Genomic DNA, 21,610 nt, shown 5'->3' on the forward strand with positions numbered 1-21,610 from the left:
ATGTAGAAAACAACTATGGCAAGCTCCCTCACCACCAGAAGCCGCGGCGGCGCGCAAATCAAGGAAGCAATCTACGCCTGGGAAGGCAAGGACAAGACCGGCAAGACCGTGCGCGGCGAGCTGCGCGCCGGCGGCGAGGCGATCGTCAACGTGACCCTGCGCCGCCAGGGCATCATGGTCACCAAGGTCAAGAAGCGGGTCTACCGCAGCGGCAAGAAGATCACCGACAAGGACCTGACCATGTTCACGCGCCAGCTGGCGACGATGATGAAGGCCGGCGTCCCGCTGCTGCAGGCCTTCGACATCGTCGGCAAGGGCCATGCGAATCCGTCGATGTCGAAACTGATCCTCGATATCCGCTCCGACATCGAGACCGGCACCAGCCTGAACAACGCCTTCCGCAAGTACCCGCGCTATTTCGATCCGCTGTTCTGCAACCTGGTCGGCGCCGGCGAACAGGCCGGTATCCTGGAAGACCTGCTGCACCGCCTGGCCGTCTACAAGGAAAAGACGCTGGCGCTGAAGTCGAAGATCAAGTCCGCTCTCACCTACCCGATCGCCATTCTCTCGGTCGCCTTCATCGTGGTCGCCGTGATCATGATCTGGGTGGTGCCGGCCTTTAAGTCGGTATTCCAGAGCTTCGGCGCCGACCTCCCGGCCCCGACCCTGATCGTGATGGGCATGTCGGAATTCTTTGTCGACTGGTGGTACCTGATCTTCGGTTCGATTTTCGGCTCGATCTACTTCTTCATCGAATCCTGGCGCCGCTCGCTGAAAATGCAGCAGGCCATGGACCGCCTGCTGCTGCGTCTGCCGATCTTCGGCAGCGTGATCCGCAAGGCCACGATCGCGCGCTGGACCCGTACCCTGGCGACGATGTTCGCGGCCGGCGTGCCGCTGGTCGAAGCACTCGACTCGGTCGGCGGGGCCTCGGGCAACGCGGTCTACCTGGACGCCACGCGCCGCATCCAGACCGAAGTCTCCACCGGCACCAGCCTGACGGTCGCGATGCAGAACGTGAACGTGTTCCCGAGCCTGGTCACCCAGATGGTGGCCATCGGCGAAGAATCCGGCGCCCTCGACGGCATGCTCGGTAAAGTCGCCGACTTCTTCGAGGAAGAAGTCGACGAGGCCGTCGCCGCGCTGTCGTCGCTGATGGAGCCGCTCATCATGGTCATCCTGGGCGTGCTGATCGGCGGGCTGGTGGTGGCGATGTATTTGCCAATTTTCAAGCTCGGTTCGGTGGTGTAAGGGGCAGTGTAGGTTCTCAGAATAGTTCGCAGTTTCTCAGAAAACTTCGCGGTGAATCCGCAGTGGTTCGCCCGTTTGTGGCTACTCATCAGAAAGCGGAGATGCCGCTATTCTTCGAGTCGGGTTTGATCATAAGCGTGGTGGTTGACGAACAGATCCGCAGCTTCTTCCGCCGTTCATTGAGCTCCGGACAATGAAAATGCCGCCCAGGCTGAACTGGGCGGCATGACAGTGCAACGAGCGCCGGGGGGATGTCAGCGCTAATTAGTACGCTTTGGTGACGTACAGGGTCGCGGTTGCTTCATACAGGTTGCTGCCGTTGCAGGTGCGTAAGGCGCCCGGCTTCAGCTTGTTCACGTAGGTCCCAATGTATTTCGAGGTCACCTTCACCGTTACCGTGCATGAACCGTTGGCAGGAATCGTGCCATTCTTCAAGGTCACCGTGGAGCCGCCAATGGGCGCCGTCACCGTACCACGGCAAGTGGTGCTGGCATAGCCTGCGACCGTCACGCGGTAGGGCAGCGTGTCGACGAGGGGTGCGGTCAGGATGGCGGGCACGTTGCTGGGGTTGGTCAACGTGATGGTTAGCACCGAAAGCTGCCCCTGCTTGATGGTGTACGGGTAGAAGGATTTCTTCACGACCGGCGGCTTCACTTTGGCGGTGACCGTCAGGGTTGCCACCGCCGGAGCGGTATTGCTGCCGTTTGAAGTCTGCAAGGCGCCGACAGGCAAGGTATTTTTGAAGTAGCCTGCGGCATTCGCAGTCACCCGGACCGTCACTGTGCAGGAACCGGCTGCCGGAATAATCCCCCCAGTCAAAGTCACCGTCGATCCACCGGCAGCGGCTGCGACGCTCCCGCCGCAGGTGGTGACTGCGTTCGCTGGCGAAGCATTAACAACACCGCTGGGCAAGGTATCGATGAGCGGCGCCGTCATGATGGCGGGAAGTGTACCGGTGTTGCTCAACGTAAGGATAAGCGTCGAGAAGCCACCGGTGCTGATGGTTGCCGGGCTAAACGCTTTGCCGAGTGAGACGGTCGAGACCGGCGTCACAGGAGTCACGGTAAGCGTTGCAGTGGCCGGGCCGGTATTGCTGCCGTTGGTGGTCTGCAAGGACCCGGTGGCCAAGGTGTTGATATAGGCTCCCTCAGTAGCCGCCGTCACGTTCACGTTCACCGTGCATGAGCCATTCGCGGGGATTGCGCCACCGGTCAGCGTCACCGACGAGGTCGAGGTCGTGACTACACCACCGCAGGTGTTGGTGGCGTTGGGCGTTGCCGCAACTACGAGACCGGCGGGCAGATTGTCGGTCAACGGAGCAGTCAGGGCGGTTGATGTGCCGCCAGTGTTGCTCAAGGTGAGCGTAAGAGTTGACGTTCCACCGGCGGCGATAGTTGCCGAATTGAACGCCTTACTCACCGACACTGACGCCGCGGCACAAGTGGCCGGGGTGACGATGTTCGAATCGAGCGTCACGGACCCGTTTTGCGCCAGAGCCCTTCCCGCAAGGGTTGCGTTGGTCGTCAACGTAACGCTCGTGAGTGCGAGGATGTTGCCCGCGAAAGTCGTGCCGGTACCGATGGTGGCGGAGCTGCCGACCTGCCAGAACACGTTGCAGGACTGAGCGCCATTCACCAACACCACGGATGCGTTGCTGCCGGTAATAAGGGTGCTCCCGGTCTTGAAGATAAAGACCGCATTGGGGTTACCCTGCCCGTCGAGCGTCAGGGTGCCGCTCAACGACGCCGATGACGCAAAGCAGTAGACGCCCGGTACCAGCGTCATGCCCGCGAGATCGGTTGGCACGCCAAATGTGGTGTTGCACGGTTGACTCGCCAAGTTGTTGTAGGCAATCGTGGTGTCCGCCTGCGCATTTTGTGCGACCGTATCGCCTGCGTATGTCATACCGGTCACGATGCCGGGTGGAAAGCCCGTGATCGCGGTGCCAGGGAAGACACCCAGGTCACCGTTGAGGACGGTCGGGCCAGTGTTCGTGACTGTCTGGCCGCCCAGTACTGCAAAACTTCCAGCGGTACCCAGTGTTGGTGCCACTTGGGCAAATGCGGAATCAAATGGAACGACAGAGAGCAGCGGGATCAGCATGAGTAAAGCCGAAAGTCGTCCAGAAAGCCATGTTCGCATGCGTGGTCGGGCAGTCTTTTCGGGTAACGCTTCGGAGGTACAGAATACTCCAGGATCGGGATCGAATTCATCAGAATTGTGTTTTAGTGCTGCATGCATAATGTTCTCCATTTTCAGACTGACAAAGCCCTGCGAACCGCTCTCGGTAAAAACCAGGGTTTGGAAAATTTTAGGTCAAGAGGCGAGAATTGCTTGAGTTCGCCGGAAGAAACTGGGAAAAACAATTACTCTGGCTCGAAAAAATTCAGTTGACTTTTACCACCTCCTTCGCGGTATTTTTCGAATTGCCACCGATTATCTCTATACCATTTGGAAACGAACGGCGATGATGCGATAGCCGGCCCTATAGCTTGATGTAAAACGCGTTGAGCGCAAGATAAAGATATGTGTCGTACGTTCACGGCATTTGATGTTTAACAAAGATTCTAAGCGATCGAAAAAAATATAGATTCGCTCCGGACAGGGATATTCTTATACTCATATGAATTATGTGAAATCTTCATAACTGGAAATATTTAAATTGAAATTTTTAGATAACCGTTCGGAAGTGCTCAGTTTCTTGCCAAGGCTAAAAATCGGTCGATCAAAGGGTAGAGCATGCTTGCGACGAAATGGCAAGTACATGTCCTTTACAAACATTTTTCCCATTCAAATCAATGCTTAGTTCTTCCCATGCGCCCATTCGCAGCGCCGCTGTCTAGCACTCAACCGTATCGCGATCTTATCGAAGCATGCCAAATTCTGACGCCGCTATGTCAGCCTGAAAAGCAATGACCTGCTCGGCCAAATCAGTCCTTGATGAAATATTTTTGGAACAGGATTTGCAATCAAACGAAATAGCGCAATGCAGGATGGTCAATGCACATTAATTAATTGAATTTTAGAATATGGGTTATAAAGAAATTTATCTCAATTTGATATGGCTCCTTGAATAATCGAAATCATTCCGCCGCTCGTTGGTCCGAACTGATCCTTATTGACATTTCTGGAAGACAGGTACCTTCCTGGCCACCTCGAATAACCCGAATTTCGCATAGTTAGAGAGGCGGCCGGAATCTTCTGCGTGATTTGGGTCCGATTTCCTGGTAGTTTCGGTGCGTGTTCTCGGGCGGCTGGTGCAACGACATGCTTCGCTGAACGGCGAGCGCGCCGGAATCACGCTGGGTTTCGCATTTCAGAACGCCTGGAGGCCGCGTTCTTTCAAATACACGTGCCGCTGCAAGTTGTAGCTGGCAGTTTTGAGGTGCAACGCGAAGGTGTGCGCACGATTCCCATGCAGCGCACCAGTTTACTCCCCCCATGTGGCGCAGCGCGCCAAAGACGTGTTCGACACGGGCACGCGGCGGGGGGATTCGCCAGTTGCGCTGCTTTTGCGTGTCGGAGATCGGCTTGGTCGCACTGCTTTTGCGCTGGATCTGGACGCGCCAGCCAGCCGCTGTCAACGATGCCTCGCGCTCGGCAATAGGATAGCCACAGTCGGCGTAGACGTCGCGGCTGGTGTTGCCACCCAGACCGGCCTGCGCCAGCCGGTCGCGGAACAGCCAGATCGTCTTGGCATCGGGGATCGTGCTGCTCTCGGTAAGACCGAGAAATTGCAGGAAACCGCGTCGGTCGAGCAGCTGCTACTCGCGTGCGTCGTCGGCCAGATTGTAGAGTTGCTGCAGTACCAGAATTTTGGTCATCAGGACCGTGGGGTACGGCGGCCGGCCACCTTTGGCACGCGATGGACGCGGCAAGGCGGTATCGATTTCGTCGGCCAGTGCGGAAAAGTCGACATGCTTGCTCAGGCCGGCGAGCGGATCGCCAAGTGCTTTCGTCAGGAAGTGCGTCGCTCCCATCCACCATTGAAGACTTTAGCGTGCTGAGAAATTAATGTGCTACCGTCGCCAAAATTAGTTGGGACTTTCCAAGAACAGAGCGTCTCGAAAATCTTAGGTGGGCATTCTGATTTGATGACACTTTCATGCAAGAAAGGCACCTCAACAACTGTTGCGCTTTGCAGTAACGGTGTTTGTCAACGTAGTTGTCGCGTCACCTCAAGCTGCTTGCGGTGTTCAGTTATCGGAATCTGGTTTTTTCAACGATGAGGTAAATGAGTGTCATTTGCATCTTCCGGCTCGTTTTGTTACCCTGCAGTTTTAAGTAACGACAGGATGATCGTGAGCCCGAACAAAATCGCCGCCCTTGCCTTGGCCTCGCTGGTGGCCTTGCCTGCCATTAGCCAGGACAAAGTACTGAACCTGTATTCCGCGCGCCATTACCAGACCGATGAAGCGCTGTACACGGATTTCACGAAGCAGACCGGAATCAAGATCAATCGCATCGAAGCGGGTGAAAACGAGCTGCTCGAGCGCCTGCGCAACGAGGGCGCCTACAGCCCGGCCGACGTCTTCCTGACGGTCGATGCGGCCAGGCTGGGCAAGGCCGAGGAAATGGGCCTGTTCGCACCGGTTAAATCGGCAGTGCTGACGCAGCGTATCCCAGCGCATCTGCGCACCGACACCTGGTTCTCGTTCTCGCAGCGCGCGCGCGTGATTGTCGCCAACAAAACGCGCGTGAACGCGGCCGATGTCCAGACCTACGAGAGCCTCGCCAATCCGAAGCTCAAGGGCCTGGTGTGCGTGCGTTCCGGCGCCCATCCGTATAACCTGTCGCTCGGCGCCGCCATCCTCAATCACCACGGCGAACAAAAGACGCAGGCCTGGGCCAAGGGGCTGGTGGAGAACTTCGCGCGCGCGCCTAAGGGCGGCGACACCGACCAGATCAAGGCCGTCGCTGCCGGCGAGTGCGGAGTTGCGCTGGCAAACTCCTACTATGTCGCGCGCATGCTGCGCTCGGACAAGCCGGAAGACAAGAAGGTCATGGAGAACGTGACGGTCATCTGGCCGGACCAGAAGACCACGGGCGCCCACATGAACATTTCCGGCGGTGGCATGCTCAAAACCGCGCCGAACAAAGAGTCCGCGGTCAAGTTCCTGGAATACTTGGCATCAAACCAGGCACAGGTGTATTTTGCTGACGGAAATAACGAGTGGCCGGTCGTCGCCAGTGTCAAGACCAGCAATCCCGGTCTGGCCGCGATGGGCAACTTCAAGGCCGATACCGTGAAAGTTGGCGCCTTGGCCGCGAAACAAGCCGAAGTCCAGAAGATCTACGACCGCGCCGGCTGGCGCTGATCCGCTTCTTCACAGACTGGCGTTACGTCGACAATGCCGTCCCGTTCGCACCGGACGGCATTGTTCATTTAAAGCGCTGCGCCGCTCAGCGCCCGGGGCGGCTGCGCGCGATCTCGCGGGTCAGCACCATCAGCGGCAGCACGCCGACGGCGACGATCGCCAGTGCCGCCGTCGAGGCCTCGGTCAGGCGTTCGTCCGAGGCCAGCACATAGGCCTGGGTAGCCAGGGTATCGAAATTAAAGGGCCGCATGACCAGGGTTGCCGGCAATTCCTTCATGACTTCCACGAACACCAGCAGGCCGCCCGTCAGCAAGCTGCCCCGCAGCATGGGGATGTGGATGCGCCAGAGCATGGACGGCGCGCCGTGGCCGAGCGAACGCGCGGCGTCGTCCATCGACGTCGTGATCTTGCCCAGGCCCGCCTCCACCGTCTGCAGCGAGACGGCCAGGAAACGCACCAGATAGGCGTACACCAGCGCTGCGATGCCGCCGGTCAGCAGCAGGCCCGGATTGGTTCCCGTCAGCTGCATCCAGGCCGAGGCCAGCCAGGTATCGAGCTTCGTCACCGGCAGCAGCACGCCCACCGAGATCACCGTGCCCGACAGCGCGTAGCCAAGCCCGGCCAGGCGGTTCACGTTGCGGTGCAGGTTGCCGCGCGCGGTGCGCGCCGCATACGCCAGCAGCACCGCGATCGCCACCGCCAGGACCGCCGCCAGCGCGGCCAGCACGAAGCTGTTCCGGGCAAGCACAAGGAAGCGGTCGCCGAACTGGGCGTCGCCACTGGTGATTGCCATGTGCAGCAAGACCGCAGCGGGCAGCAGGAAGCCAGCGCCAAGCGGAACGCTGCAGAACACGACGGCCGCTCCAGCGTGCAGGCCCGTCAGGCGGTCGCCCGGATGGATGGCCTGGCGAGCGCCGACGACGTCGAAGCGGGCGCGGGCGCGGCTGATTTTCTCGATCAGGAGCAGCAGCGCCACGAAGCCCAATAAGGCGGCCGCCAGCTGCGCCGCCGCCTCGCGGTCGCCCAGGGAAAACCACGCACGGTAGATGCCTGTCGTGAAGGTTTGAACGCCGAAATACGAAACCGCGCCATAGTCGGCCAGCGTTTCCATCAGGGCCAGCGCGGCGCCGGCGGCAATCGCGGGACGCGCAAGCGGTACGGCGATCGTGAAGAAGCGCCGCCATGGCCCCAGTCCCAGCGACCGTCCGACATCGAGCATGTCGCCCGCCCGCTCCAGGAAGGTCGCGCGCGCCAGCAGGTACACATACGGATACAGCACGAAGGTGAAGATCACGGCCGCGCCGCCGAGGGTCCGTATGTCGGGAAACCAGTAACTGCCTGGCGTGAGCGCAAACGTGGCGCGTAGCCAGGTCTGGACCGGCCCGACGAACTGCAGCAGATCGGTGTAGGTATAGGCCATCACGTAGGTCGGCACCGCCAGCGGCAGCACCAGCGCCCACTCGAACAGGCGCCGCCCGGGAAAGTCGTGCATCGTGACCAGCCAGGCGGCACCAGTCCCGATGACAATCGTGCCGGTGCCGACGACCGCGCACAGGTACAGAGTGCTGAGGATATACGAGGCGAGCACGGTGTCGGCCAGGTGGGTCCAGGTCGCGCCGCCGGCGCCGGGCAGCAGCGATGCCGCCACGGTCAGCAAGGGCACCGCTATCAAGACCGCGACCACCAGTGCCGCCGCTTGCAGGGAGTTGAACGCCGATTTCGCCACGATAACCTAAGGAAATAAAGCAATTATAATGGGTCCTTTACTCCCCCGGACCACCATGGCGCTTCTTGAACTGCAGCAGCTTTCTCATGCTTACGGCGGCCACCTTGTCGTCGACGGCTTGTCGCTCGACCTGGCGCCCGGCACGATCGGCTGCCTGCTCGGACCGTCCGGCTGCGGCAAGACCACCGTGCTGCGCTGCATTGCCGGATTCGAGCGCCCCGATGCCGGTACCATCCGGGTGGGCGAAGAAGTGGTCAGCGCGATGTCCACCCACGTGCCGCCCGAGCGCCGGCGCATCGGCATGGTTTTCCAGAATTATTCGCTCTTTCCGCACCTGAGCGTGGCGGCGAATATCGCCTTCGGCTTGCAGGACCTGCCCTCCGCCCAGCGCAAGGCCCGTGTGCACGCCTTGCTGGAACTGGTCGGACTGCCGAGCCAGGCCGGCAGGTATCCGCACGAGCTCTCCGGCGGCCAGCAGCAGCGCGTCGCGCTGGCGCGGGCCCTGGGCCCGCGGCCGCGCCTGCTACTGCTGGACGAACCCTTTTCCAGCCTCGACGTGGATCTGCGCGAACGTCTGGCCGCTGAAGTCGGTGCCATCCTGCGCGCGGAGGGCACGACCGCGGTCCTGGTCACGCACGATCAGCACGAAGCGTTTGCGATGGCCGACCAGGTGGGCGTCATGCACGGGGGCCGCATCCAGCAGTGGGACACCCCGTATAACCTGTATCACCGGCCGGCCAACCGCTTCGTGGCGGATTTCATCGGCCAGGGCGCCTTCGTTCCCGGCCAGGTATTGGCTGGCGGCGCCATCGGCATCGAGCTGGGCGCGCTGCGCAACGCCGTGGCAGGCAGCGCGCCAGCGTGGCAGCCAGGAGACGCTGTCACCGTCCTGCTGCGCCCGGACGACGTCGTGCACGACGACGCCAGCCCCGTGACAGCCGAGGTGGTGGCAAAGGCGTTTCGCGGCGCCGAATTTCTTTATACGCTCAAGCTCGGCAGCGGTCAGGAAGTGCTGTCGCTGGTCCCGAGCCACCATGACCACGCGCCGGGCGAACGGATCGGCATCCGCCTCGACGTCAACCACGTGGTCGCCTTCCCCGCCTGATCGACGCCGGCCCCCAAGCGAGGCCGGCGGCAGGACCTCACGCCAGGTTTAGAAACTCGCGAACAGCGACAGTTTCACGCTGCGGGGCGCGCCCGGCGTGATGTTGTTGTCGTTGTGGGCCGATGCCCAGTACTTCTTGTCAAACAGGTTTTCCACGTTCAGCTGCAAGCGGTATTGCTTGCTGAGACGGTAGAAGACGGCGCCATCGACGCGGGTGAACGACGGCAGCATCACCGTGTTCGAGGTCGAGGTGTACAGGCTGTCGCGATACACCACGCCCAGGGCCGCAGCCAGCGGTGCGCTGAAGTCGTAGCGGCTCCACAGCGCGAACGTGTGCTTTGGTACCATCGCCAGCGTGGCGCCGGAGCGCACGGTGGCCGACTGGTCGGCGGTCAGCACCGCGTGCTGGTAAGCGTAGCCGCCCATGATGCTGAGTGCTTGCGTCACGCGTCCCGTCAGATCCAGTTCGACGCCCTTGCTGCGCTGGCCATCGACCAGGATGCTGGTACCGGCCACCGCGCCCGGCACGACGACGTTGCTGCGGTCGAGCTGATAGACGGCGGCGCTGGCGGCCAGCAGCGGGGTCACGTCCCACTTTACGCCGAGTTCGACATTGTCGAATTTCTCGGGATCGAAAGCACGGTTGCTTGCGGTAAGCGAGGTAAGCTGATCGCCGGCGCGTGGCAGGTAGGCGCGGCTGTAGCTGGCATATACCGACATCGCTTCCACCGGTTTGTAGATCAGGCCGAAACGTGGGGAGACCGGCGTATCGGTCACCTCGAACTGGCCATTGCTGGTGGCAAGGCGATTGTTGAAGTCGACGCTGAAGCGGTCGTAGCGCAAGCCCGCCACTGCCTGCCACTGGGGCGAGAAGATGATCTGGTCCTGAAGGTAGACGGACGCGACCTTGGCCTCGCTGTAGTTGCTGGTCGTCGCCGTCGGGAAGCTGACGCCCCCGGTATAGATTGGGTTACTGGCGAGAACACTCGCGGGGGCCGCGAAGGCACCGGCGCGGCGCGCGTTATCGGTTTCCTGGCGGCCGAGCTCGACGCCGGCGGCGATCTTGTGGGTGATGCCGCCGGTCGCCAGCGCGTAGCTCAGGTCGGTCTGGTTGAACAAGTTGTTGCGTTCGGTCGTGTCGAGATAGGCGCCCACGGCAAGACGGCCGGTGGCTGTGTTGACGGCGCTGTTGGCATACACATTCTGGTAATACTTGTCGTACTTGGCGACACGGGTACGGTTGCGCAGCATGAAACCATTGCCGGAATCGTGTTCGACGTAGGCCGAGAAGGCATCCACGCGCGCACCGGTCGGGCTCAGCTCGGCATTGCCGAAGAAAGTCGACACGTCGGTGTCGAATGGACGTCCATTCAACGAGGGCACGCCGCGGTCGGCGATGCGGTCGTCGCGGAAGTGCTCGTAGCCGAGGCTGATGCGGGTGTTCCTGCCGGCGCGCAGGCTCATGGTCGGATTGATGCCTTTGCGTTCGAGCGTAACGCCATCGCGGTAGCTGTCCGACCGCTCGGCCATGGCATTGACGCGCACTGCCACGTCCGGGCTCACTGCCCCACCGACATCGACGGCGGCGCGCTTGTGGCCATACGAGCCGACGGAGAGGTTCACATCGGCCACGGGTACCCGGCGCGCCTGCTTGCTGACGCGGTTGATCACGCCACCCGAACCGCCGCGGCCGAAGATCATGGCATTGGCGCCCTTGATGGCCTCGAGGCTTTCGATGTTGTAGAAATCGCGGTAGTACTGGACGTCGTCGCGCATGCCATCGATAAAGAAATCGCCGGTCGAGCTATTGCCGCGGAACACGGCTGCGTCACGGTTGCCTTCTCCCTGGGCCGTGACGATGCCCGGCACGTAGCGGATGGCGTCGGCAATGCTCTGCATGGCCTGGTCGTCCATCAATTGGCGCGTGATCACCGTCACCGACTGCGGCGAGTCGCGCAGCAGCGTATCGGTCTTCATCACGCTAACGGTCGCTTTTTCGGCATAGCCACGGTCGGCTGAGCCGAGCACTTCAACTACCGACACCGGGGCAGGCTGGTCGTCGTTGGCGAGGGCTGCACAGCTCAGCAGCATACCTGCTACGGCAAGGGCGATGGGAGTCGGAAGGAAGATTGGTGAAGAACGCATGGTTGGCATCAGGATGAGAATGAGAATGAGAATAATTCCTAATATTATTACGGCAACACTTTATCTGCAAGAAAGATTTTGTGGTCAATAATGGCACCGTGTGGAGGTCGTAGTGCCGCTAGGCGCTATGCCGGCACTGCGGCGTACAGCCTAATATTTACTGCAGGTCGTTGAGGGGACGCTGGCCCCAGTTCCGCCGCCAAACTCCCTCGGGGTCACACGCCTGCTGCTGTTTCACCCCGGCAGCCTCCGCGCGTTGACACCTTAAAAACTGCAAGGTTTATGAAAAAACGACTGCAAGATGGCCGAGAGGAACCCAAAAATCAAGGGGTGACACTGCGGGATTCTGTGAGTTCCTACACCAGGCCAGGGCTAGGCAACGCGCTCCGCCCTGCTGTGCCGCCTGACCCCATGCGCCCAGGCATACAACGCCGGCAAAATCAGCAGCGTCAACGCGGTGGACGAGAGAATGCCGCCGATAACGACCGTGGCCAGGGGTCGCTGGACTTCGGCGCCCGTACTCGTCGCCAATGCCATCGGCAGGAAGCCCAGGGAAGCCACCAGCGCCGTCATCAGGACCGCCCTGAGCCGCGCCTGCGCGCCTTCGCGCATGGCGAGTTCCGGCGCGTATCCCTGATCCCGTAGCGAGCGCACGAACGAGATCATCACCAGCCCGTTGAGCACCGCGACCCCGGACAGGGCGATGAATCCGACCGAGGCCGAGATCGACAGCGGCAAGTCGCGCAGCCACAGGGCCAGCACGCCGCCGGTCATGGCGAATGGAATGCCGCTGAAGACCAGCAGGCCATCCTTGACGCTGTTGAACATCAGGTACAACAACGCGAACACGATCGCCAGTGCCGCCGGCACCACGATGGCCAGACGCGCGCTTGCCGCCTGCAGGTTGTCGAACTGACCGCCGAGATTGATCCAGGTCCCCGCCGGCAGTTTTACCTTCACCAGTGCGGTCTTGAGCTCGGCCACGAACGATCCGAGGTCGCGTTCCCTGACGTTGGCCGTGACCACGACCCGCCGTTTCCCATTCTCGCGGCTGATCTGGTTCGCTTCCGGCACGAAACTCAACGTGGCAATCTCGGACAGGGGAATGCTGACCGAGTGACCGTCCTGGGCCGGTAGCGAAATCGGCAATTGCCTGAGCGTGTCGATATCGTTGCGGGCGCCTTCCGGGAGGCGCACGGTGATGGCAAAGCGCCGATCGCCTTCGAACACCATGCCGACATCGCGCCCGCCGACGAGGGTCCCGAACGCCTCCTGCACGTCGGCGACATTCAGGCCGTAGCGCGCCGCCTTGATACGGTCCACCGTCAGCGTGAGCGCGGGCAGTCCTTCGGTTTGCTCGACCTTTACTTCGGCCGCCCCGGCGAGCTTCCCCATCACGCCCGCGATCTGCTGCGCCGTTGCCGTCATGGCGTCCGTGTCGTCGCCGAAGACCTTCACGGCGATATCGCTGCGCACCCCCGAGATCAGCTCGTTGAAGCGCAGCTGGATCGGTTGGGAGAACTCGTAGTTATTCCCGGGGATCCCGTTCGCAGCCTCGGTAATCGCCTGCACCAGCTCCGCATGGGATTTGCGCGGCGCCGGCCACTGGTCCTCGGGGCGCAGCATGATGTAGCTGTCGGCGGCGTTCGGCGGCATCGGGTCGGTCGCCACTTCCGAGGTGCCGACGCGGGCGAACATGCGCTCGATTTCCGGGAACTGCTTCAGGAGCGTGCTCTCCAAATGCTGCTGCATGGCGACCGACTGCTGCAGGCTGGTTCCGGGAATGCGCATGGTGAGCACCGCAAGATCGCCTTCATTCAGGTTGGGAGCGAACTCCGTCCCCAACCGCGTGGCCAGCATCCCGGACAACAGAATGCTCAGCAGCGCGAAGGTGAACGCGACCGGCCGGTTATGCAGCACCCAATCGAGCAGGGGCTGATACAGGTCTCGTGCCTTGTGCATGAGCTTGTTCTCATGCTCCGCGACGCCCTTGTTGACGAACAGCGCAACCGCGGCCGGCACGAAGGTCACCGACAGGATCATCGCCGCGACGAGCGCCATGACGACGGTCATGGCCATCGGGTGGAACATTTTTCCCTCGATGCCGGACAAGGCAAAGATCGGCAGGTAGACGGTCATGATGATCAGCTGACCGAAGAGCAGCGGTCGCCGCGCCTCGGCGGCGGCGGCTGCCACCTCGGCAAACCGCTCTTCGCGACTCAATAACCTGCCTGCCGCTTTCTGGGCCAGGCCGAGACGGCGGATACAGTTCTCGACGATGACGACCGCGCCGTCGATGATGATGCCGAAATCGAGCGCGCCGAGACTCATCAGGTTCGCGCTCACCCCGGCGTTGAGCATGCCGGTAAACACCATCAGCATCGTCAGCGGTATGACCAGGGCCGTGATCAGGGCGGCGCGCAGATTACCGAGGAACAGGAACAGGATCGCGATGACCAGCAAGGCTCCTTCGACCAGGTTGGTGCGCACCGTGTCGATCGCCTTGTTCACCAGCACCGAGCGGTCGTAGACCGGCAGCGCCTGCACGCCGGCGGGCAGCGAACGATTCACCTCCTCCAGCGTCAAGCGTGCTCCTTCGGCGACGGCGCGGCTGTTCTCGCCGATGAGCATGAAGACCGCGCCGAGCACCACTTCGCGGCCATTCTCGGTAGCAGCGCCGGTACGCAACTCGCGGCCCATGTCGACATCGGCGACGTCGCGCACCCGCACCGGCGCACCCTGGACCACATCGAGGACGATATTGCGGATCTCCTCGAGCGACTTGACCTGGCCCGGCGTGCGCACGACGAACTGCTCGCCGCCACGCTCGATGTAGCCGGCGCCTGCATTGCCGTTATTGCGGTCGATGGCGTTGACCAGGGTCGCGAGCGACAGGCCGTGGGCCGACAGCCTGGCCATGCTTGGCGCGACCTGGTACTCCTTCCGGTAGCCGCCGATGGTATTGACTTCGGTGACGCCCGCGACGCTGCGTAACTGCGGCGCCACGATCCAGTCCTGGATCTCGCGCAGGTCCGCCGGCGTGTAGGGACTGCCGTCCGGCTTGCGGGCGCCCTCTTTCGTCTCCACGGTCCAGTAGAAGATTTCGCCGAGGCCCGTCGCGGTCGGCCCCATTGAGGGTTCGACGTTGACCGGCAACCTGGCCTTCGCCTCCTGCAGGCGTTCGCTCACGAGCTGGCGCGCAAAATAGATGTCGGTGCCGTCCTTGAACACGACGGTCACCTGCGACAGGCCGTATTTCGACAGCGAACGGGTCTGCTCGAGCCGGGGTAGACCATTCATCACCGTCTCGATCGGGAACGTGATGCGCTGTTCCACTTCGAGCGGCGAATAGCCCTCGGCGCTCGTGTTGATCTGTACCTGGACATTGGTGATGTCGGGAACCGCGTCGATCGGCAGGCGCCCATAACTGTAGAGACCTGAAGCGCCAAGACAGGCGACGACAAAGAGGACGAGCCAGCGGCGGGCGATGGCAAATTCAATGAGTTTCTGGAACATGGTCGCCCGCTCAGTGATGGTCGGCTTCGGATTTACCGAGGTCTGCTTTCAGCAGGAAGCTGCCGCGCGCGGCGTACTTCGTTCCCGCCGCCAAACCGCTGACGATCTCGGTCCGTTTCCCGTCCGCGCGGCCGACTGTCACGTTCTGCGGCTGGAAGCCGCTTGCTGTGCGAACGAACACCACACTGCGCTCGTGGATGGTCTGGATGGCGTCGCTCGCGACCGTCACCGGTACGCTCCCCTGCTGCCCCAGGAGATCGACGGTTGCCAGCATGCCTGGACGCAGGCGCAGCCCCGGATTGGGCAGGGCGACCCTGGCCGTGGCCATGCGCGTTGCCTCTCCGAGGATGGGGCCGACGAAGGACACCGTCCCGTCGAGCTGCTTCGGCGCTGCGTTGACGCTGACCCGGGCCGGCATGCCGGTGGCAACCTGCGCCAGACTGTCGGCCGGCACGGCCGCTTCGACCCAGACCTGCGACAGATCGGCAATCGTGAGCAGGGGCTTGGTTTCGTCGACTGCCTGGCCGGCCACCACCGGCTTCTCGATCACGACGCCGTCCAGCGGCGCGCGGACAGTCACGCTGCCCGACATCCCGTCGCCAATCGCAATCCCCAAGGCGCGCAGGCGCTGCCCTGCCGCCTGGGCAGTGATCTCGGCCTCCTTCAGTGCGCCTTGCGCGGCATCCAGGTCCTGGCGCGCAGAGATGCGCTCGTCCCATAATGTCTTTTCGCGCTGCCAGGTCGTCCTAGCGAGCTTCAGGCGCTGCTGCGCACTGCCATGGTCCGCGCGCCACTGGGCCACCATGGGGCTCCCGATGACGACCAGGGCCTGGCCCTTTTTGACCTGCGTACCGACCGACACCGGCACCGACTGCACGATGCCCTGGGCAGGCGATGCGAGCGCGACGGTCCGCTCGGCATTGACCTTGATCTGCGCCGGCAAGTGCAATCGCTCCTGAATCATCGCCGGCCCGGCGCTGTCGATGGCAATCCCGTTGGCTTCGATCTGCGCCTCGGTCATCGCGACACCCGGTTCCTGGCCGGCCTCGGCTTGTCGTTCCCCTGCTTCCTCGTGGCGGTCGTCATGGCCATGCGAATCCTCATGGGTCTCGTGGCCCTGCCCGCCAGGGGCGGTCGGCGCGCGCCACAGCATCAGGGCGGCCAGCACCGCGGCGATCATGCACAACAGCGCAATGAGAAGTTTCTGTTTCGTGGTCATGGATGTGATTCCAGTTCGGTTGATCTGTGTTGCGTTGTTGTCGTGGCAGCGCCTGCAAAGCGCTCGATGTCGGCAAAGGCGCGCCAGGCCGCGAGCAGCGCGTTCCAGTGGCGCGACCGGGACTGGAACAAGGTACGTTGCGCGTCGAGGACATCGAGGTAGGAAAACTTCCCGAATTCGAACCCCTTGAGTGTCAGCGCATAGGCGGAACTGGCGTTCGGAAGCACGTCCTGCCGCAGCAGCGCGACCTCGTTTCTCGCGACCGCGTAGCGCGTGTAGGCGTTTTCCAGGTCCGATGCGGCCGACACCTGGGCCGCTGCCAGTTCCTCGTGTGCCTTGTCGGATCGCCGCAGCGCCGCGCTCAGATTGCCCCCGTTACGGTTGAACAGCGGAAGCGGCACCGACAGCCCGACGACGGTCTGCCGGCGTCGGGCCTCGTCGTCGCGCTGGCGGCCGACCGAGACCGTCACATCGGGAATCCGGGCAGCGCGTTCGACGTCCGTTTGCGCTACCTGGGCCGCGAGATGGCCGCGTGCGCGCTGTACCGGGGCAGAGTCTCCGACCGCAGCCAGCAATGCCGCGAGCGGTTTTACATCGGGAAGCTGTTCCGGGTAATGCGCTGCCAGCGTGATGGCGTCCGCCCGTTTGCCGATCAGAGCGCCGAGCTTCGTCCTGGCGATAGCAAGCTCGCCGCTTGCCTGGCTCAGCTCGACCGATGCGTCGACTGCGGCAAGCCGCGCCTTTGTCTCGTCGATCGGCGAGATCTTCCCGGCTGCAACACGTTTGCTGGCCACATCGACACCCCGGCGGGCCAGTTCGATGAGTGACTGTGCCAGCTGCTGCCGTTCCTGTGCGACGAGCACCGCGTAATAGCCGGCAATCACGTCGGAACGGATGTCCTGACGCTGCGCCGCAAGCTCGCCGCGTGCCAGCGTCACGCCGCCCTGGGCGAGCGCAAGGCGTGCACGCCGTTTGCCGCCGAGCTCGATCGGTTGGTTGATCTGGACCGTGGTGGTGCGGGTACCGGCTTGCTGGCCCTCGCGCAGATATTCCAGCTCGGGATTCGGATACCTGCCTGCCTGGTCGACGGCTGCTTCGCTGGCGGCCACTTCGTAGGCCGCCGCGCGCAACCCGGGCTGCTCGAGGGCGAGCCGGATCGCGGCCTGCAAGTCGATCGGTGCCGGCGTGCCCGGCGCCACGCTAGGCAATGGCTCCGCAGCCACGCCGCAGCACCACACCAGAATGGATATGGCAGCCAGCGTCGGCATGCGCTTGGATCGGATGGTCATGTGTGCTCCTGAAAAAAAGTCGATCAGGCGCGCAGGACCACGCGAGCCGGCGGGCTCGCTATTCGAATGCCTGCGCGCTACCTGGCGGCGGCAGGCCAGTTGGGCCGCTCGGGGCGGCTCCGCGGCACGGAGGTCAGGACGGGGGTGAGGGAGGAGATTGCAGCTGCCTGATGCGCCACGGCAGATAAGGGGGCGACACCCGAAGGAACGCCCGATATTTGCCCGAACACGCATGCCGGACAGTGGGGATCGATCTGGGTCGAGCGGGCATCATCATCCAGAAACACGGGTTCGGCCGCCGCCGGGCTGTTGTCCTGCCCCGCGCTGTGATGCGTGACGCCCGTCGGGGTCGACACGCAGCACTGGTCCGCCATTGCCAGGGCAAGCTGAAACGGATAAACCAGCAGCATGATGATGAGGACCCAACGGCGCATGTGATTCAAGGCATTCAAGTAGTAAAGCCATTTCCGAACGAGCGCGGCCAATTATGTCGCGCGCCGCGGAAAGGCCGAGAATTGCCATGATACCTGCTGCTGCAATATCAGGCCATGCGGACTTGCTGCCGAAAGCGTACAACAGGTGAAGCATCATGGGTCGAAAATTGTAAGCTGTTCGGAAACAACGCATTCGGGACAGCTGCTATACTCCCGCAACACGCTTCCCCTGGTAACTCACTTGCGCCGGATCCTGCACCTCCTCCTGCTGTTATGCCTGCCCTTGTATGGCTTCGCCATGCACGGCAGCTTGCCGGCTGTTGCGGGCGCAGCATCGATCGTGCACGAAGTCGACCACGACGAGAGCGTCTATCACCACCACGAGGACGACGGGTCTGTCCATTACGACGACTCCGCCGAGTCCGTCGAGCATACCCAGGAACACGCGTCGCCCCTGCAGCCGGTAGGCTTCGGTCTCGCACGCCTGATCGTCCCTTCTGAACAAGCGGTGTCCGAACTGGGGTCGTATCTTGCCCAGGCGGTCCCCGAACCATTCCTGGACGGGCCGCACAGACCCCCTGCTTGCGCCCTCGGCCATGCTGCCGGGGGAATGCTGCACGCATAATCGAAAGATGGAAGCGCGGCTCAGGTCGCGCCGACGTGCTCGCCCTCGGTGATTCGAATATCACCCGATGGAGAACACATGCGCCCCTGCCGCCTGTCCCTTTACCTTATCGGTGCTGCCCTGACCCTGCCGTGCCTGGTCCTTGCAGCACCGCCCGCGCCGACTGTGATCGGCACCACATTGCAACAAGCCGTCGCGAGTGCGTGGCAGCGCGCGCCTGCCGCGCGTACGCTCGAAGCGCGCGAGGGCGAAGTGCTTGCTGCGCGCGACAACGCCCGTTCCTGGCTCGCCTCGAACCCAACGCTCGGCTTGTCCCAGCGTATGGACCAAGGCGCTTCCGAACGCGATGGGCGAGAATCCGAGATCGCGGTATCGTCCTCGTTCTGGCTGCCAGGCCAGAAGAGTGCCCGGGAAGCGCTGGCAGCACGGAGCACTGACGAAGTCGCCGCTCACATCGGGGCAACGCGGCTCGCTGTTGCAGGCTTGGTACGCAACCGCATGTGGGAAGCCGCTGCCGCCCAGGTCAGGCTCGAGGAAAAGCAGGACCACCTGCACCATCTCGAGGGACTCCGCGACGAGGTACAGCAGCGCGTCAAGGCCGGCGACCTGGCACGCAGCGACAGCCTGCTCGCGCAGCAGGAAGTCCTGGCCGCCCGGATCGACGTAACGAATGCCCGCACGGCAGCAACCGAAGCACTGTCGCGCTACCGGGTCACGACGGGTCTCCCGGACCTGCCAGCACTCGAACCTGAGCCGCTGCACGATACGGCCGCTTCCGCCAACCCGCGCCTGGTGGCGGCGCAGGCTTCCGAACAGCGTGCACGCGCCGCCCTGCGCCTGGCGGCAGCGACCCGCTCCGCGCCGCCAACCATTGCCTTGTCGGTTCGCCGGGAAGACGAAAGGCTGATGCGCGAACCCGTCAACAGCATCGGCGTGGCCCTGCAGATCCCGATCGGAACCGCTGCAGGCAATCGGGCCACTGAAGCCCAGGCGCAAACCGTAATCGCAACCGCCGCTGCCGAGGCGGCCGAAATGCAGGCGAATGCCGATGCCGACATTGAGATCGCCAGGGAGCGGCTTGCGCATGCACGTACCGCGCTGGAGACCGCCCTTGAGCGCGCCACGGCCCTGCACGAGCACACGAGCCTCTTCGAAAAAGCGTTCCGCGCGGGTGAACGGGGCCTGGCCGAGTTGCTTCGCTCGCGCGCGCTCACCCACGAGGCCGACGTCGCCCTGGCCCAGCAAAAAGTCGCCCTCGGGCTCGCCCATGCCCAACTCAATCAAGCATTAGGAATCCTTCCATGAAATACCTGAACCTGCTTTTTGCCGCCATGCTCGCCATGTCGTCGGCATTCGCCAGCCCCGGCGCCCACGGACCGAATGGCGAACACCTAGACGGTCAGGCAAACGCTACGGATGCCACTACGACCGTCCCCCGCATCGAGACATTTACCGAAGCGTTCGAGCTGCTCGGCCACCTCACCGGTGGCGAGCTGTCGATCATGATCGACCGCTACGAGACCAACGAACCCGTGCTCAATGGTGCACTTGAGGTCCAGTACAAGGACCTGAAGGCCAAAGCCAAGTTCCACGCCGACCTCGGTGACTACGCGATTGACGATCCGAAATTCCTCGCGGCAATTGCCAAACCGGGTAGCCATGCCCTGCTGTTCACACTGGTCGCTGGTGAAGAGAGCGATCTGCTCGAAGGCACGCTGACGGTCGCCGCAGCGGCCGGCGACCACGGGCACGGCCACGGCGTGCGCCGCTGGCTACTCGCCGCGATTGCTGCTGCCATCCTCGCAGCCGCCGCAGTATTCGTCGCCCGCCGCCGCCAACGGGAGGAAGTTTGATATGAAGATGACTCAACGAATTGTCGCCGGCCTTGTCGCCAGCCTGTTTGCGACTTCCCTGCTGGCGGCGCCCGGTGCGCACGGCCCGAACGGCGAACACCTGGACGGCCAGGCCACCGCCAGCGTCGGCGGCCTGGCGCGTCTGCCTGACGGCAGCGTCAATGTGCCGAAACTGGCGCAGCGCCGCATGGGCGTGCGCACGCTGATGGTCAAGGAAGGGGAATTTGCGCGCAGCGTGGCCTTGAACGGCCGCGCGAGCATCGACCCGAACGCTGGCGGCCGGGTGCAGGCGCCGTTCGGCGGGCAAATTGCGCCGGGGCCGAACGGGCTGCCGGTCGCCGGCCAGCGCGTGGTCAAGGGCCAGGTACTGGCTCGCCTGCGCCCAACCGGTGCCGCCATCGAGCGTGCCAACCAGGCAGCGGAGCTTGCCGAATTGCGCGCCAACAGGACCTTGCTGGCAAAGCGGGTAGCCCGCCTGAAATCGCTCGAAGGCGTGGTGCCGGCGAAGGAAATGGAAGCGGCCCAGGCAGAACTGACCAGCACAATTGGCCAGGAACGGGCGGTGGCCGGGTCGCTCAGCGGCAGCGAAGCGATTGTTGCGCCCGCGAGCGGGATCATTGCCAGTGCCTCGGTGCTCAACGGCCAGATCGTCGAGTCGCGGGACGTGCTGTTCGAGATCGTCGATCCGCAGCGCATGGTGATCGAAGCTATGTCCACCGATGCCGGCATCGCCCGCAAAATCAGCACGGCGACGCTCGTCGACGTGCCGGATGTCGAGCTGACTCTGCTGGGCGGCGGCCGTACCCTGCGCGACGGCGCCGTGCCGATCAATTTCCGTGCGCGCGGCACGAACCTGGACCTGGCAGTAGGTCAGCCGGTCACGGTGCTGGCCAGGCTCGATACGAAGGTCAAGGGAATTGCGCTGCCGGCGGCGGCACTGGCGCGCAATCCGGCCAATGAGACGGTGGTCTGGATCAAATCCGGTGCCCAGCGCTTCATCGCCCTGCCGGTAGAGGCAACCGCGCTCGACGCACGTACTGTCATCGTCACCAAGGGGCTTACCCCCGACAACAGGGTGGTGGTCATCGGGACTTCCCTGATTAATCAGATTAGATAAGCAGATCAGGTG

Annotated in this window: 15 protein-coding genes; 8 read left to right on the forward strand and 7 right to left on the reverse strand. The window is 62.9% G+C overall.

The features are described 5' to 3' along the window. Nucleotides 1–15 precede the first annotated feature (15 nt). Nucleotides 16–1,251, forward strand: coding sequence for a type II secretion system F family protein (locus tag ACHAC9_RS09060; RefSeq protein WP_435759281.1), 1,236 nt, complete (start codon nt 16–18; stop codon nt 1,249–1,251). 264 nt (nt 1,252–1,515) lie between these two features. Here ACHAC9_RS09060 and ACHAC9_RS09065 read toward each other — a convergent pair whose 3' ends face one another. Then, entirely contained in the window at nt 1,516–3,492 is a 1,977-nt protein-coding gene (locus ACHAC9_RS09065) for an ice-binding family protein (RefSeq protein ID WP_435759283.1), read from the reverse strand. 1,223 nt (nt 3,493–4,715) lie between these two features. On the opposite strand from ACHAC9_RS09065, the gene ACHAC9_RS09070 reads away from it, so the two are divergent. Then, nucleotides 4,716–5,258 (forward strand): hypothetical protein, encoded by a 543-nt coding sequence (locus tag ACHAC9_RS09070; protein WP_435759285.1) that lies wholly within the window; start codon nt 4,716–4,718, stop codon nt 5,256–5,258. 288 nt (nt 5,259–5,546) lie between these two features. Next, nucleotides 5,547–6,569: a Fe(3+) ABC transporter substrate-binding protein gene (locus ACHAC9_RS09075; RefSeq protein ID WP_435759287.1), complete on the forward strand. Its 1,023-nt coding sequence runs from the start codon at nt 5,547–5,549 to the stop codon at nt 6,567–6,569. 85 nt (nt 6,570–6,654) lie between these two features. Here the strand turns inward: ACHAC9_RS09075 and ACHAC9_RS09080 are convergent, their stop codons facing one another. Continuing rightward, entirely contained in the window at nt 6,655–8,295 is a 1,641-nt protein-coding gene (locus tag ACHAC9_RS09080) for an ABC transporter permease (RefSeq protein WP_435759289.1), read from the reverse strand. Nucleotides 8,296–8,350: 55 nt separating this feature from the next. Here ACHAC9_RS09080 and ACHAC9_RS09085 point away from each other — a divergent pair, with 55 nt between their 5' ends. Then, nucleotides 8,351–9,400 carry an ABC transporter ATP-binding protein gene (locus ACHAC9_RS09085; protein WP_435759291.1) on the forward strand — a complete coding sequence of 350 codons (1,050 nt, stop codon included), beginning with the start codon at nt 8,351–8,353 and terminating at the stop codon, nt 9,398–9,400. Between the two features lie 48 nt (nt 9,401–9,448). On the opposite strand, the gene ACHAC9_RS09090 is transcribed toward ACHAC9_RS09085, so the two are convergent. The 5 genes from ACHAC9_RS09090 to ACHAC9_RS09110 form a co-directional block, all read right to left on the reverse strand. Continuing rightward, on the reverse strand, nt 9,449–11,545 hold the full coding sequence (locus ACHAC9_RS09090) for a TonB-dependent receptor (RefSeq protein ID WP_435759293.1): 2,097 nt from the start codon (nt 11,543–11,545) through the stop codon (nt 9,449–9,451). 372 nt (nt 11,546–11,917) lie between these two features. Continuing rightward, nucleotides 11,918–15,061: an efflux RND transporter permease subunit gene (locus ACHAC9_RS09095; protein ID WP_435759295.1), complete on the reverse strand. Its 3,144-nt coding sequence runs from the start codon at nt 15,059–15,061 to the stop codon at nt 11,918–11,920. 10 nt (nt 15,062–15,071) lie between these two features. Continuing rightward, nucleotides 15,072–16,280, reverse strand: a complete 1,209-nt coding sequence (locus ACHAC9_RS09100; RefSeq protein ID WP_435759297.1) for an efflux RND transporter periplasmic adaptor subunit — start codon at nt 16,278–16,280, stop codon at nt 15,072–15,074. Then, nucleotides 16,277–17,569 (reverse strand): TolC family protein, encoded by a 1,293-nt coding sequence (locus tag ACHAC9_RS09105; protein WP_435759299.1) that lies wholly within the window; start codon nt 17,567–17,569, stop codon nt 16,277–16,279. Before ACHAC9_RS09105 ends, ACHAC9_RS09100 begins: the two co-directional genes overlap by 4 nt. Before the next feature lie 77 nt (nt 17,570–17,646). Next, entirely contained in the window at nt 17,647–18,054 is a 408-nt protein-coding gene (locus ACHAC9_RS09110) for a hypothetical protein (protein WP_435759301.1), read from the reverse strand. A gap of 247 nt (nt 18,055–18,301) precedes the next feature. Here ACHAC9_RS09110 and ACHAC9_RS09115 point away from each other — a divergent pair, with 247 nt between their 5' ends. The 4 genes from ACHAC9_RS09115 (at nt 18,302) to ACHAC9_RS09130 (ending at nt 21,598) form a co-directional block, all read left to right on the forward strand. After that, a complete protein-coding gene (locus ACHAC9_RS09115) occupies nt 18,302–18,628 on the forward strand; it encodes a hypothetical protein (RefSeq protein ID WP_435759303.1) in 327 nt (108 codons plus the stop codon). Nucleotides 18,629–18,706: 78 nt separating this feature from the next. Further along, nucleotides 18,707–19,933 (forward strand): TolC family protein, encoded by a 1,227-nt coding sequence (locus tag ACHAC9_RS09120; protein WP_435759305.1) that lies wholly within the window; start codon nt 18,707–18,709, stop codon nt 19,931–19,933. Then, nucleotides 19,930–20,481 carry a hypothetical protein gene (locus ACHAC9_RS09125; RefSeq protein WP_435759307.1) on the forward strand — a complete coding sequence of 184 codons (552 nt, stop codon included), beginning with the start codon at nt 19,930–19,932 and terminating at the stop codon, nt 20,479–20,481. The genes ACHAC9_RS09120 and ACHAC9_RS09125 overlap by 4 nt, the downstream gene beginning before the upstream one ends. 1 nt (nt 20,482) lies before the next feature. After that, nucleotides 20,483–21,598 carry an efflux RND transporter periplasmic adaptor subunit gene (locus ACHAC9_RS09130; RefSeq protein WP_435759309.1) on the forward strand — a complete coding sequence of 372 codons (1,116 nt, stop codon included), beginning with the start codon at nt 20,483–20,485 and terminating at the stop codon, nt 21,596–21,598. Nucleotides 21,599–21,610: the final 12 nt, after the last annotated feature.

The organism is Massilia sp. CMS3.1, from assembly GCF_051262535.1.
Classification (GTDB): domain Bacteria; phylum Pseudomonadota; class Gammaproteobacteria; order Burkholderiales; family Burkholderiaceae_D; genus Telluria.

Excerpts from the sequence above, each read along its gene's own strand:
- ACHAC9_RS09125 (WP_435759307.1), top strand. The coding sequence starts at position 19,930 with ATGAAATACCTGAACCTGCTTTTTGCCGCCATGCTCGCCATGTCGTCG.
- ACHAC9_RS09060 (WP_435759281.1), top strand. The coding sequence starts at position 16 with ATGGCAAGCTCCCTCACCACCAGAAGCCGCGGCGGCGCGCAAATCAAG.
- ACHAC9_RS09100 (WP_435759297.1), bottom strand. The coding sequence starts at position 16,280 with ATGACCACGAAACAGAAACTTCTCATTGCGCTGTTGTGCATGATCGCC.
- ACHAC9_RS09075 (WP_435759287.1), top strand. The coding sequence starts at position 5,547 with ATGATCGTGAGCCCGAACAAAATCGCCGCCCTTGCCTTGGCCTCGCTG.
- ACHAC9_RS09090 (WP_435759293.1), bottom strand. The coding sequence starts at position 11,545 with ATGCGTTCTTCACCAATCTTCCTTCCGACTCCCATCGCCCTTGCCGTA.
- ACHAC9_RS09065 (WP_435759283.1), bottom strand. The coding sequence starts at position 3,492 with ATGCATGCAGCACTAAAACACAATTCTGATGAATTCGATCCCGATCCT.
- ACHAC9_RS09120 (WP_435759305.1), top strand. The coding sequence starts at position 18,707 with ATGCGCCCCTGCCGCCTGTCCCTTTACCTTATCGGTGCTGCCCTGACC.
- ACHAC9_RS09085 (WP_435759291.1), top strand. The coding sequence starts at position 8,351 with ATGGCGCTTCTTGAACTGCAGCAGCTTTCTCATGCTTACGGCGGCCAC.
- ACHAC9_RS09115 (WP_435759303.1), top strand. The coding sequence starts at position 18,302 with ATGCACGGCAGCTTGCCGGCTGTTGCGGGCGCAGCATCGATCGTGCAC.
- ACHAC9_RS09130 (WP_435759309.1), top strand. The coding sequence starts at position 20,483 with ATGAAGATGACTCAACGAATTGTCGCCGGCCTTGTCGCCAGCCTGTTT.
- ACHAC9_RS09095 (WP_435759295.1), bottom strand. The coding sequence starts at position 15,061 with ATGTTCCAGAAACTCATTGAATTTGCCATCGCCCGCCGCTGGCTCGTC.
- ACHAC9_RS09105 (WP_435759299.1), bottom strand. The coding sequence starts at position 17,569 with ATGACCATCCGATCCAAGCGCATGCCGACGCTGGCTGCCATATCCATT.